Consider the following 14,579-nt stretch of genomic DNA (forward strand, 5'->3'; position numbering starts at 1 on the left):
TCATCACCCTTGTACTTTTCACAGCAGAATCAATTAATTAAATGAAAAGAGGTAAAAAATATGAATCAACCAAAAAATTATGAGCCGATTGCCATAATAGGTATGGGTTGCCGTTTACCAGGAGGTGCTAATGATCCTGAAGAGTTCTGGGAGATTCTCAAAAACGGTATCGATTGCATTTCTGAAATTCCGTCAAACCGCTGGAAAGCATCAACTTTCTATAGTGCCAATAAAGAGATTCCAGGAAAACTTCTATCTAAATGGGGTGGGTATATTGATGGTGTTGATGAATTTGACCCTACATTCTTTGGTATTACACCTCGGGAAGCAGAATATATGGATCCTCAGCAGAGAAAACTGCTGGAAGTAACATGGGAAGCATTGGAAGATGGAGGGCAAAAACCAGGAGAGTTAGCAGGAAAACCTGTTGGTGTTTTTATCGGGGCATTTACTTCTGATTGGAAAATATTGCAATGGGGTGGAAAGAGGCATGATAATCTTGCTGCTCATTCAGCTACTGGAGCCATGATGACAATGGTTTCAAATCGTATTTCCTATATTTTTGATTTCACGGGACCAAGCATATCCTTAGATACAGCGTGTAGTTCTTCTCTGGTTGCCACTCATTTAGCTTGTGAAAGCTTACGTAGCAAAGAGAGCTCTATGGCTGTTGCAGGGGGGACACTATTGCAATTTGCCCCCCAATATACCATTGCTGAGTCAAAAGGCGGATTTTTATCGCCAACGGGATGGTCCCATGCTTTTGATTCGAGTGCTAACGGGTATACCCGTGCTGAAGGGGTAGGTGTAGTTATACTTAAACGGTTAAGTGATGCAATTAAGGATGGTGACCCCATTTATGCCACTATTATCGGTGATGGTGCAAATCAGGATGGACATACCAATGGTATTACTGTTCCGAATGGCAAAGCTCAAGAGGAGCTGATTAAAACAGTATGTGCTAAAGCAGGGATACAACCCGGAGAATTGCAATATGTAGAAGCCCATGGAACAGGCACCCCTGTTGGAGATCCCATAGAAGCCAATGCTATAGGAGCGGTGCTTGGTATAGGAAGAAAGTCTGGAGAAAAATGTTTTGTCGGTTCAGTAAAAACAAATATTGGGCATACGGAATCGGCAGCTGGTGTGGCGGCCTTGATGAAAGTGGCACTAAGCCTGAAAAATAACCAGATACCTCCTCACCTTCACCTTAAAGAGATAAATCCCAAGATAGAGATAGATAAATGGCCATATCAGATACCTACGAAGCTGGAGTCATGGCCTGAACATGAAGGGGCGGCAAAGGCAGGTATAAATTCTTTCGGATTCGGTGGGACTAACTCCCATGTCATTTTACAAGAGCCACCCCTATCGACGACTTTTGACAAGACTATCCTAGAGGTGAAGAGACCTAACATTCTGCCACTTTCTACTCGTGATTCGGAGATTTTACCAGATATAGCCCAAAAGTATAAAGAACTTTTGGAGAAAGCGAATGAGAGTTGTCCGGCGTTAAAAGATGTGGGATATACAGCAAGTATAAAACGTGAACAGCATGATCATAGAATGGCCGTGCTTTATTCTTCAAAAGAAGATTTGTTGCAGCAACTTAATATGTGCATTGCAGGGGAAGAAAGTCCTTCTATAGTGAAAGGTAAAAAGTGGGAAAAAAATAAGAGGAATCTTGTCTGGGTATTTACAGGAATGGGGCCACAGTGGTGGGCCATGGGTCGTGAGCTTTTTGAAAAGGAGCCTGTATTCCGTGAGGTAATAGTAAAATGCGACAGGGAAATGTCTAAATGGGTGGATTGGTCTTTGATTCATGAGCTAATAAATGTGAGTGAGAAAGAATCTCATATGGAAGAAACCTGGATCTCACAGACAGCCAATTTTGCAGTGCAAATTGCTCTTGCCGCCCTCTGGCGTTCTTTGGGAATCACTCCTGATGCTATTGTAGGACATAGTACAGGTGAAGCTGCTGCTTTCTATGAAGCTGGTGTCTATACTCTTGAAGATGCTGTAAAGGTAATTGTGAATCGAAGCCGTCTGCAGCATACCGTCAGCGGGACAGGCAAGATGGTTGCAGTAGGCCTTTCTGCAAGTGAGGCTGGACCTTTACTAGCACCTTATGGAGATAAGATTTCCATTGCAGCTGTCAATAGCCCGAATTCGGTTGCTATAGCGGGGGATGAAGCGGCTTTACGTGAGTTTATAAAACCACTGCAGCAGCAAGGCATTTTTTGCAAGTTTCTTCAGGTGCAAATACCCTTTCATAGTGCCTATATGGAACCTATTAAAGAGGAATTGTTGAGATCGCTGCATGATATAAAACCTCAAAAAACTAAAGTTGCCCTTTATTCAACGGCAATGGGGGCTGTTGTTGAAGGGACAGAGCTTGACGCTGCATACTGGTGGCAAAACGTAAGAGGAACTGTGCTGTTTACAAAAGCTATTGATCAAATATTGGATGATGGGTATCGAGTGTTTCTTGAAATTGGCCCCCATCCCGTACTAGCTGGTTCTATATCTGAAGTTATGGTAGATAAGAAACAAGACGGCAAGATACTGTGCAGTTTAAGGCGAAAAGAGAAGGAACAGGAGAGAGTCTTTACATCTCTTGCAGAATTGTATGTTATGGGATTCCCTGTTAATTGGCAGACCTTATATCCAAATGGAAAGTTCACACGATTACCAACCTATCCATGGAGAAAAGATCGCTACTGGACAGAACCACGGGATATTGAGCAGGCTCGGTTAGGCCAGAAAGACCATCCTTTGCTTGGATTTCGTTTGTTTGCCCCTGAACCATCATGGGAGGAATCCATTAGTGCGGAAAAAATCACATATCTCAAGGATCACCAGATACAGGGAAGTGTAGTGTTCCCTGCGGCGGGATATATAGAGATGGCCTTTAGTGCTTTAAGTTCACTACTGGGAGCTGGAACCTTTTCTCTTGAAGGTTTTGAATTTAAAAAGGCATTATTCCTCCCCGAATCCCAGGAACCTAAGGCGCAATTCCTTTTAGATAAAGAACAGTCCACCTTTAAGATTGTTACTTATGAAGATGAAAACAATACTGCTGTTTCTCATGCCTATGGTAAAGCACATGTTATTCAGAATACACAAATTGCACCGAAGATTGATATTGACGGGTTAAAAACGAAACTGGCAAACTATATGTCTGATAAGGAGTGTTATGAAAAACTGGGAGCGATGGGCTATCATTATGGATACTCTTTCCAAGGAATAAAAGATCTTTGGATCGGGGCAAATGAAGTACTGACAAAAATTCAAATGAAGGAAGAAGTTTTGGCGGACGCAGCAGGGTACTTTTTTCATCCTACGCTAACCGATGCTTGCTTTCAAACTTTGATCACTGCTGAGTTTTCAAAATCCAGCAGTGCAGAACAAATGGCAATCAGGCTTCCGGTTTTTATTGAAAAGATCAGACTTACCCAAGGACATACAGGGCCAATATGGGCATATGCCAGGATAACTGATAGTGACGTTCATAAATTGGTAGGGGATATCTATCTATATGATGAAGACGGAAATGCAATTGGTGAAATTAAAGGGTTTTTTGCTCAAGGGGTTGATCAGGCATCAGGTAATGCATCCTTGAGTACGATTGACAATTGGCTGTATGATGTACAGTGGCAGGAGCAAGAGCGCTCTATAGTGGGGGAAAAGACTGAAAATATATCTGGTAAAGACAATAGTGGGTGGCTTATCTTTGCAGATAAACAAGGGGTGGCGGAAGAACTCTTAGGCTTATTAAAACAAAAGGGAGAGTATTGTTGCCTCGTTTATCCAGGAGACGGTATCACTATTAACAATAGTAATAGTTTAGCTACCGTTGCATCAGATACTGATGGTGAGGTCAGCAGTTTAATCAAAACCATTTTCAAAGATAAGAATAGAAAATGCAAAGGAATAGTCCATTTGTGGAATCTGGAGGCTCCCAGTCTTGAAAGTATGGAGCTAGCCGATATAGAAAAAATAAAAAAATTGGGTTGTTATTCCATCTTGCAAATAGCTAGGGCAATTGGAGATCTGGAGATTCCTGCAAAACTTTGGATTGTAACGCGCAGGGCCCAAGTTGTTGGTGAAGATACAGGTGATATATGCGCTGCAGCTTCGCCTGTATGGGGAGTAGGAAGAGTTCTTGGACAGCAGGAATTGGTAGGAAACTGGGGAGGCTTAATTGATCTGGACTCTGTTGCTAGCCCAGAGCGGCTAAAACAGGATGCTCTCAATGTATTTAATGAGATGATAAGTGGGGATAAAGAGGATTTGATTGCTTTTCGTGGTGAAAAGCGTTATGTGCCAAGGTTGCATTATGCATCAAACCTGACGAAGCCGCTGCCTACCCGATTCAGGAGTGACGGTTGTTATTTTATCACGGGGGCATTTGGTGCATTGGGACAATTGGTTGCGCGTACCATGGTGAAACACGGTGCAAGACGGTTGATACTTATGGGCAGAACGAAAATCCCTTCCAGAGGGGAATGGAATACAGTTCAACCAGGAACCGGCAATGCTGAAAAAATCGCATTCATAAAGGAACTTGAATCCTTAGGAGCCGATGTACTTCTGGCAAGTGTGGATATTACGAATGAGTTGCAGGTGGCTGAGTATTTTAAACAATTCAAAGAAATGGGATATCCTCCAATTCGAGGCATAATCCATTCAGCTGGAACAGTAAATGATAAGTTTGTATCAAAAATGGATGCAAAAACATTTGATTCTGTTTACGATCCCAAAGTATATGGTTCCTTTTTATTACACAAATATCTTAAGGACGAACCGATTGAACACTTTGTATTGTTTTCATCTGTAGCCGACTTGGTAACAACGGCAGGACAAACCAACTATGCGGCAGGAAATGCATTTTTGGATGCTTTGGCGCATCATAGGCGGGCAAATGGTCTTCCTGCTCTGAGTATCAATTGGGGACCGTGGGCAACAGGAATGGTTAAGGAACTGGATTTAATTGAGCATTACAGGCTGCGCCGGGGAATGAACTGCATTCTTCCTGAAGTTGGAATGAATATTCTCGACAGGGTAATAGGACAGGATGTTTCCCAGATCATGGTATGTGAAGTTGATTGGCCGCTGGCGCTTCCTTGGTATCCCTCGGAGCCGCCGCTATTCGCCCATCTTGCTAAAAAAGAAGATAACAAAAATGATGGGGATAATGTAAGTTTTGAAATCTTGTTTAAAAATGCTGACGAAGCTTTTCGTAAGGTGATTGTAGAAGAACAGTTAACAGAGTTAATTGCAAAAGTATTACGTTGTAAACCATCGCAGGTTGAGCCCAATAGCTCGCTGAATGCACTGGGTATCGACTCTATTATGGCTACGGAGCTTAGAAATAAGATTGCCTTCCATTTCGGACATTCTCTCACGATTGTGAAACTTTTAAGCGGCTCAACGATTATGCAACTTGCAGAAGCATTATTAGAAGGCTTAAGTGAATCCATAGGGGAAGCTGAAAATGAAGCAGCGGCTGCGGTAACGGCTGAAGTAGCTGATGCTTGGGGACTTCTTGATTCTCTAGATCAGGCTGGAATTGGTGAGGAAGGGAAGGTGGTAGATGAATATCCTCTTTCCTACGGACAGAAAGCCATCTGGTTTATAAACCAGTTGCTACCAGATAGTCCCGCCTACAATATAGGCGGAAGCCTGCATATACCAGTCAAGATAGATATTGAAGCGTTACGCAAAGCTGTTAGAGAGGTGATTCAGCGACATCCTGGCCTGCGAACTAACTTTTTCATTAAAGGTGGAGAGCCTTATCAAAGAGTTTATGCTTCCAGGAAGGAAGAAATAGAAGTGGTTGATGTTCCGGGAATGGAGTGGAGCGACATCAGAAAGATGGTAATTGCTGACAATCGAAAACCGTTTAACCTAGAGAAGGGATCCCTATTTAGGATTACATTATACAAGCAGTCTGAGCAGGACTATTACTTTGCCATCAGCATATACCATGTTGTTTCAGATGCCTGGTCCAATTATATGTTCATTAATGAAATGCAGGAGCTCTATGAAAAATACGCCCTAGGTAAAATGGTTGAGTTACCACCTCCCACTGCTACATATAAGGATTTTGTCGAATGGGAAAACAGGTTTGTAAACAGCTCCAAAGGGATAAAGATGTTCAACTACTGGAGAAATCATCTGCCGGAAGAAATGCCTATATTGAACTTGCCTACAGATAAGCCGCGTCCGGTGGTATTGACAAGTAATGGAGCTTCTTATGTATTTACGATAAATAAGGAATTGACACAGAGTATTAAGGACGTGTCCAAACTAACGGGAGCTACCGTTTACATGAATCTCTTAAGTGCCTTCTATATTCTGCTGCACAAATACTCCACACAGAATGATGTTATTATAGGTAGTCCTGTTGCAGGAAGGACGAATCCTGATTTATCAAAGGTGTACGGTTATTTCGTAAATCCGCTGCCCTTATGTGCCAGCTTTGAAGGAGATCCAACTTTCAAGGAATTATTAAAACAAGTTCAGGGTAGTGTTTTTGCAGGGTTGGAAAACCAGGAGTATCCTTTTGCCCTTCTGGTAGATCGACTGAGTCTGGAACATGATCCTAGCCGCTCGGCAATTTTTCAGGTGATGTTTGTTTATCTGGTACATAGGCTGGAGCAGGTCGGAGTAGATGGAAATAGTATTGCTGCGGACGTTGCCTTACCTGTGCATTACCTTGCCATTCCGGAAGAGGAAGGTCAGTTCGATATTACCATGTCTATATATGAAGAAAATGGAGAATTCCACGGAGCATTTAAATACAACACCGATCTGTTCTATGAGGCTACCATTGCCAGGATGGCAGGACATTATAATGCTCTTTTAGAGGAAATAATTGAAGACCCTGAGGCAAAGGTTTCAAAGTATAATGTGTTAACAAAAGAAGAAAGGGCTACCATTTTGGGACATTGGAGTGGTGGCAAGGGAGCATTTGCAACTGATTCTAGCATACATGCACTAATGGAAAAAGCAGCATCGCAAAAACCGAATAGCATAGCATTAAGCGTACCCTACGAAGATGGAAGGACGGATTATCTTTCCTATGATGAATTGCATAGGAAGGCAAATCAGTTTGCCAGGTATCTGCAAAAGGTTGGGGTTAAGCCAAATACGGTTGTTGGAGTTTGTTTGGATAAATCGACGGAACTGGCAGTATCCCTCCTGGCTATACTTAAGGCAGGTGGTGCATTTGTGTCATTAGATCCAAATTATCCGAAAGACAGGCTGACTTATATCATGGATGATTCGGCCGCCCAGGTCATCATCAGTCATTCTTCGCTCAAAGAAGCATTGGATTGTGGAACCAGACGTACCATATGCGTAGATACCGAACAGGCTAATATTGAAGGTGAGGAAGAAAACAACCTGGATAATATTAGTAAGCCCTCTGACCTAGCCTATGTTGTATATACTTCAGGATCTACAGGCCAGCCAAAGGGAGTCATGGTAACTCATCAAAGCTTTGTTTCCGTATATAAGGATTGGGAAACCGAGTTTCATCTGCTGGAAAAAACAAGCAGCCACCTGCAGATGGCCAGCTTTTCATTTGACGTATGTTACGGGGACTTTGCAAGGGCTCTTTGCTCAGGAGGTAAGCTGGTGTTATGCCGCAGAGAGATAATGCTCAACATTCCACTTTTGTATGAAATTATGGTAGCGGAGAAGGTGGATTGTGCCGAGTTTGTCCCTTCCATCATAAGAAACCTGATAAAATTCATGAAGTCTGCCGGAAAAAAACTTGATTTTATGAACCTTGTGATTGTTGGATCTGACACATGGACGGTTGACGAGTTTAGTTGGCTGAAGTCTTACTGCGGGGAAAATACTCGTGTGATTAGCTCCTATGGATTAAGCGAAGCCACGATTGACAGCACCTACTTTGAAGGAGATGTTGAATTTTTTGAAAGTGGCAGCACGGTGCCTATTGGAAAACCGCTCCCGAATACACAAGTATTCATTTTGGATCCATTTATGAATCCTGTGCCTGTAGGTATACCAGGTGAATTATATATAGGCGGCGCAGGTCTAGCTTTGGGATATATCAATAAGCCGGAGTTAACAGAGGAAAGATTCATACTACATTCTATAAATGGCCAATCCCCAATCCGGCTTTACAAGACAGGAGATATGGCAAAATGGGATGTATCGGGAAATATCCATATCTTACAGCGTGTGGACAACCAGATAAAAATAAGAGGATATCGCGTGGAGCTTGGTGAGATCGAAAAACATTTAACAAATTGCCCAGGTATAAGCAAAGGGGTTGCCGCCGTTAAGAATGATAAGAATGGGGATAAGGTGATTTGTGCTTATTACATCCCTTCCGTCAGTGAGGTAGACAAGAAATTGATACGTGGTATGTTAAGTGAAGTGCTGCCAAGTTATATGATACCTTCCTACTTTATACAGGTAACGCAGTTTCCTCTGTCACATAACGGGAAGGTGGATATAAATGCTCTGCCATTGCCGAATTATACAGAGGAGAGTGAAGTTGTAAGTGAACCTCAAACAATATATGAACTGAGGGTGGCTCAAGTCTGGAAGAAGATTTTAGGTGTACGTAAGGTAGGACTGCAACATGATTTCTTTAATCTGGGTGGTAACTCACTCTATTTGGTAGAATTAATGATTCACTTACAAAATGAGTTTAAGATTAAGATTAACGTAAGTCAGTTATTTAAAGCATCTAGTCTGGGAGATATGGCAAGGGTAGTCGAGAATATTGTTACTGGTAAGGAAAAAGGAGCCGAGCCGTATATCGAGTATAATCCCTCAAGAAAAAGGGTAGTGTACTCTTTTCCGCCTGCCGGAGGGTACAGTCTGGTCTATAGTAGTATGGCTGACAGTATGAATGATGTTACATTCGTGTCCTTTAATTACATGATGGAGCAAGATAAGATTAAGCGTTATGCGGACATGATTCAAAGCTATGAGAAGGAAGGTCCGTATATACTGCTTGGTTATTCCTTGGGTGGGAACCTTGCCTTTGAAGTTTGCAAAGAACTTGAAAACAGGGGTAAAGAGGTTTCTAATGTGATTATCATGGATTCGTACAGGATTGATGGAACCTTTGCTCCTACTGATGAAGATATGAAAAAATTTGAAGTGGAGTTAGCCGAGCATTTCAAAAGACATGTAGGTTCAGCAGTAGTGCAGGAACATACTCTTGATCAGGCTAAAGATTTTATCAATTTTTGCTATGAAACCATGAATAAGGGGACGGTAAAATCTAAGGTACATTTTATTATTGAAGAGAACTCTAGTGATCCGCATAGAACGAAGCGGGAATCAAGTTGGGATGGAAGTTCACAAACCTCAGCTACTCTCTACCAAGGTGTAGGTAAGCATGAAGAGATGCTGGATAAGACACTTGTACGCGAAAATGCTAATATTGTCCGTACTATACTTGAAGCGCTCTAAGACTCCCATCTTCTACAAATGGGAGTTAAGAGCGACTAAGATTCAGATGGAGTTAAAACTCCATCTGAATCAAGTTTTCTTTATAAAATTTGAGGTGATCATTAGTTAGATTAAAGAAAAACAAGAAATAAAGGGGAGAAAATTTTGGAGAAAAATGAAAAATCAATAATTATTATCGGTGCAGGTATTTCAGGCATGTCTGCTGGTTGTTACGGTCAAATGAACGGTTATAAAACAAAGATATTTGAAAGTCACTTTATACCTGGTGGCTGCTGCACTGCATGGGAACGTAAAGGTTACGTTTTTGATCAGTGTATAGACTGGCTGTTAGGAACAAAGCTAGGTACTGACATGAATCAGGTATGGCGGGAACTGGGAGCATTAAAAAATAAAAAACTACGATTTTTTAATATGTTTAACCGGGTAGTGGGGCGAGAGGGGCAAAGTGTTACTTTTTATGTAGATCCTAATAGGCTGGAGGCTCATTTGAAAGAAATATCTCCGGAAGATGGGGAGTTAATAGAAGAATTTTGTAACGGTATCCGGGCTTTTTCAGGAGATATGAATTTTCCTTTATTAAAGCCGGAACCCTTATATAATGAGAATGAAAATAAAGAAATAGAGGAAAAATTTATAAAAAAATATGGCAAAGCACTTAGGGATAGTACAGGAATTGAGATTGTCGATTTCGCAAAACGTTTTAAGAATCCTTTCTTACAAGAAGCTTTTCCATATATATTACAGCAAAAAATGTGTGATTTTCCGTTGATGCCCTATTGCTATAATTTAGCTGCCATGTGTGAAAAAAATGCGGGATATCCTGAAGGTGGTTCATTGGAATTAGCAAAATCAATAGAAAGACGATACACGGAACTTGGTGGTGAAATTGTCTATGAAGCACCTGTAAAGAAGATACTAGTGGAAAATGATAAAGCTATAGGGGTAATGCTTGAAGACGGTACGAAGCATTACGCAGACATTGTCTTATCTGCTGCTGATGGGCGTACAACTATTTTTGACATGCTGGATGGTAAATATGTGGATAATACAATTAAAAAATTGTATGAGGGCTTACATAGCAGAGAGAATAAAATATATGAAGGATTTGTATTGGTTTTCCTGGGAATTAATCGAGATCTCACTAATGAACCAGATAGTACTACCTATTTTTTGGAACATCCATCTAAACTCCTTGGTTGTAACCAAAAAGGTATAGTTGCGCGGCATTATTGCCATCATGCTCCTGAATTTGCTCCATCAGGTAAATCGGTAATGCAATTTTTCTATTATTCAGAGTATGATTGCTGGAAAAAATTATACGATAATGATAGAGCTGCTTATAAAGAGGAAAAAGGAAAAGTCGCCGACTTTATTATCAACTATATGGAGCAGCATTATCCCGGTTTAAAGGATCAGATAGAGGCTATAGATGTTTCCACGCCTGTGACGGCAGTACGTTATACAGGGAATCACGAAGGATCGGTTATGGCATGGATACCCTTTGCCGATACAGAAGAACATGTCAAACCCTTAGTAGAAAAACATCATATGAAGCTGCCTGGTTTAAGCAATTTCTATATGGCCGGTCATTGGGTTTCTTTAGGAGGACTGGTACGTTCTAGTTCATCGGGGCGGCATGTGATTCAATTTGTTTGCAAGGACGATAAGAAGAATTTTGTAGCACAACTTGCCGACTAATCATTTTTACTGTCATCTGCCTCGCCGAACAGTTCCAATGAGACAGGTATAAGCGTTCGTGTTGCCGAAGATTGCGAGAACTCCTGCAAAGTTCAAGATTGAATTTTGCAGGAGTTTTGTCTGTTAATTAATTTAGAACCTAAGGGTTTTAAATGGGACAAGGAACCTGTCCCCGTGTCCCATTATTTTCGATTTTTATGGCAGTTATGATTACACATGTAATATTTAATCATAGACTACAGTTGTAATCGATCAAGTATAGGAGGAGATGTAGTATGCTAATTTGTTGCATCTATATAAATAAAACACAATCAGCAAATAGGTAGGGGATTTTAAAATGAAGAAATTGTTTTTAATATTAATGATCATTATTCTTGCTAATTCTGGATTTATGACTAGCGCAAATGCAGCTGCTTTAGAAACAAGGGAAGACTTTGGGATTCAAAAGTACGGGACTTATAAGACAACAGTAACTGCGGTATCCTCAAAATTAATGCAACAATACAATATTCCTGGGGCTGCTATTACTGTAATTGATGGCGATCAAACTTACACTTATCTATTCGGCAGCATGAATCAGGCAAATGGCAAGCCTGTTACCGAAAACACAATCTTTGAGGTTGGTTCAATTACTAAATTATTTACAGCTTTGCTTTGTGCTGAAGCTGAGGATAACGGCAGTATGAAGTTATCTGACCCGTTAACTGACTATTGTCCGGAATTTACCGACAACAATTCGGCATCATCACAAATTTCCGTAATTAATTTACTTACGCATACCGCCGGTTTTCCATTGAATTTGTCCGAACAAATTACCAATAAGGCTAAAACAGCAGAATATTTGTCCACATGGCAGCCGGAGAAAGCTATCGGCTGCCAATGGCAATATTCTAATGTAGGCATTGGCTTAGCAGCTATGGTCTTAGAAAAACAAAATCATAATTCTATAAACGAATTAATTAAAGAAAAGATACTGTTGCCGTTAGCCATGACACCATTAGGAATGGAAGTTGCAGAAAAATATCAGGCTAATTACGCTCAGGGCTATTCTGCTGAAGGTAAAACAGCCCCACATTTCGATTATGGTCATGCTCCTTTCCCTGGTGCATATAGCCTCAAAGCTACAATCAGCGATATGTCTAAATTTTTAGCAGCTGCTGTCGGCTTGTCTAATACGCCGGAGAATATCAAAAAAGCTATGCACAATACTCAAACGCCGCGCGTTGACATTGGCAGCATGCAGCAAGGTCTAGTTTGGCAAGTACATTCCCTGCAAGATGACAATTTAAAGCACGAACCAGAAAATCTCAACTTAGGACCACTGCCTGTTAATTGGTTACCTAAAGAGCAGCAGATCTATAAGACCAATGTACTATTGGATAAAACCGGCGGAACAGGAGGCTTTAGAAGCTATATTGCCATTATTCCTGAAAAAAAGCTTGGGGTAGTCATTCTGTTGAATAAATATATTCCTAATGGTGCTATTGTGACTGCTGGTAGAACTATTATTGGGATTGGGGAATAATTTATTATTTTAGGAAGAGTGGGCGCAGAGGGTCTTAACCATGTCTATTTTAATAACATAAGGAAAAATTTTTATTTAGCAATGTTATTCCGTTTACGAAGGAGAGCCCTTATAATGAAATGGGGTGAGCAAGGTGACTTTACAACAATTAAAATATGCTTTGACAGTTGCGGACAAGGGGTCGTTTAGCGAAGCGGCTAAAAGCCTTTTTATATCTCAACCTAGCTTATCTAATGCCATTAAGGAGTTAGAAAAGGAGATTGAAATTTCTATATTTATTCGATGTAACCGAGGAATAAATATTTCTAATGAAGGAGCAGAATTCCTTGGATATGCTAGGCAGGTTATTCAACAATCTGATATGCTGGAAGAAAAATATCTAAGGGCAGAACCTGCAAAACAGCGCTTTTGTATCTCAACCCAGCACTATACCTTTACGGCGGATGCTTTTGTGGAACTTGTAAAAAAATTTGGTGGTTCTGAGTATGAATTTACTATTCGCGAAACCAAAACCTATGAGATTATTGAGGATGTAAAAACTTTACGGAGTGAGTTAGGCGTTATTTATCTGAGTAATTATAATGAGAATGTCATTTTGAAATTATTAAGGGAAAGTAATATTAGTTTTTCAGAACTGTTTATGGCAAAACCCCATGTGTTTGTCAGCAACACGCATCCATTAGCAGATAAAAGGTTGGTTGAACTAGAAGAATTAGAAAATTATCCATGTCTTTCTTTTGAACAAGGAGCGTATAACTCATTTTATTTTGCTGAAGAAATTTTAAGTACTCGAAGTGTAAAAAAAAGTATTAAAGTTAGTGACCGCGCAGCCATTGTTAATTTCATGATTGGTTTGAATGGGTATACCATATCTTCTGGAGTTTTTCCTAAATATCTACATGGAGAGCAAATCGTTTCTGTACCGCTCAATGTTGATGAAAAAATTAAGGTGGGTGTTATTATTCACAAGGATGTTATTTTGACAAAGTTAGGAGAAATATACTTGGAAGCCTTGAGAAAAATTGCAGAGGAGCTAAAAAATCAGTGAATTGTCTAAAAATGCAATATAGCCAGATATAGTTTAAAACTATATCTGGCTATATTTTTTTGGAATTATACTATAACAGAAGAGGGATATATAATTCTACATGTTGTTAAATAATTTGGAACAGTAGGTTTGTAATAAAATGGAGGTACAGAAAACATGGAGATGCACGCGATAGTTTCGTTTATAGTGTTTGCACTTATTAACGCATTTACGCCTGGGCCAGGAAATATTCTGGCACTAAATACGATGACTAACTATGGATGGAGAAAAGGGAAAAAATTGTTTTTGGGGATTTTTGCAGGTTATTATTGCGTGCAGGCTTTATGTGCGTTTTTTGTGTTTGGGTTAGACCAGTTTATACATCCAATAATGGATGTATTGAAGTATGTGGGTACTATCTATATTATTTGGCTTGCTATTCAGGTTGCAATTAGCAAACCAAACGAGCAGGCGGAAGATAAAGAGCCGTCTTTTTGGATTGGCTTCATCTTACAATTTGTAAATGTAAAAATATATATGTTCGGCATTACTGCTTTGACAGGGTATATTGTTCCTTATTATACATCATTGGGGATGCTTATGCTGTTTGAGATGATTATCGCCACTATGGGTAGTATAGCAACCACAACTTGGATATTCTTTGGGGCAGTATTTCAAAAAGCATATAGCAAACATTTTAGAGTAGTGAATGTGATTTTGGCGATAACTCTTTTAGAATGTGCATTTCAACTGGCATTTCAATAATAGGTCGTGGTTAGGAAATTTCTTTTTCACATGCTATTTATTTTGCCAACCTATAGAACGTATTAGGCTTTAGTCCTGGAACGTAAAGACAAAGGGGAC

At 40.3% G+C, this 14,579-nt stretch carries 5 protein-coding genes; all 5 read left to right on the top strand.

All coding sequences use genetic code 11. The features are described from left to right. Positions 1-60 precede the first annotated feature (60 nt). The 5 genes from JBW_RS01480 (at position 61) to JBW_RS01500 (ending at position 14,480) form a co-directional block, all read left to right on the top strand. Positions 61-9,465 (top strand): non-ribosomal peptide synthetase/type I polyketide synthase, encoded by a 9,405-nt coding sequence (locus tag JBW_RS01480; protein WP_007961334.1) that lies wholly within the window; start codon positions 61-63, stop codon positions 9,463-9,465. A gap of 144 nt (positions 9,466-9,609) precedes the next feature. Further along, complete coding sequence (locus JBW_RS01485; protein ID WP_007961336.1) at positions 9,610-11,163, top strand: phytoene desaturase family protein; 1,554 nt, start codon at positions 9,610-9,612, stop codon at positions 11,161-11,163. Between the two features lie 337 nt (positions 11,164-11,500). Continuing rightward, positions 11,501-12,688, top strand: a complete 1,188-nt coding sequence (locus tag JBW_RS01490; RefSeq protein WP_007961337.1) for a serine hydrolase — start codon at positions 11,501-11,503, stop codon at positions 12,686-12,688. Positions 12,689-12,821: 133 nt separating this feature from the next. After that, a complete protein-coding gene (locus JBW_RS01495; RefSeq protein WP_007961339.1) occupies positions 12,822-13,736 on the top strand; it encodes a LysR family transcriptional regulator in 915 nt (304 codons plus the stop codon). A gap of 156 nt (positions 13,737-13,892) precedes the next feature. After that, on the top strand, positions 13,893-14,480 hold the full coding sequence (locus JBW_RS01500; RefSeq protein WP_007961341.1) for a LysE family transporter: 588 nt from the start codon (positions 13,893-13,895) through the stop codon (positions 14,478-14,480). The last annotated feature ends 99 nt before the right edge of the window (positions 14,481-14,579 follow it).

The organism is Pelosinus fermentans JBW45 (genome assembly GCF_000271665.2).
Taxonomy (GTDB): domain Bacteria; phylum Bacillota; class Negativicutes; order DSM-13327; family DSM-13327; genus Pelosinus; species Pelosinus baikalensis.

Coding starts and splice junctions, on each gene's coding strand:
- JBW_RS01480 (WP_007961334.1), top strand. CDS start 61: ATGAATCAACCAAAAAATTATGAGCCGATTGCCATAATAGGTATGGGT.
- JBW_RS01500 (WP_007961341.1), top strand. CDS start 13,893: ATGGAGATGCACGCGATAGTTTCGTTTATAGTGTTTGCACTTATTAAC.
- JBW_RS01490 (WP_007961337.1), top strand. CDS start 11,501: ATGAAGAAATTGTTTTTAATATTAATGATCATTATTCTTGCTAATTCT.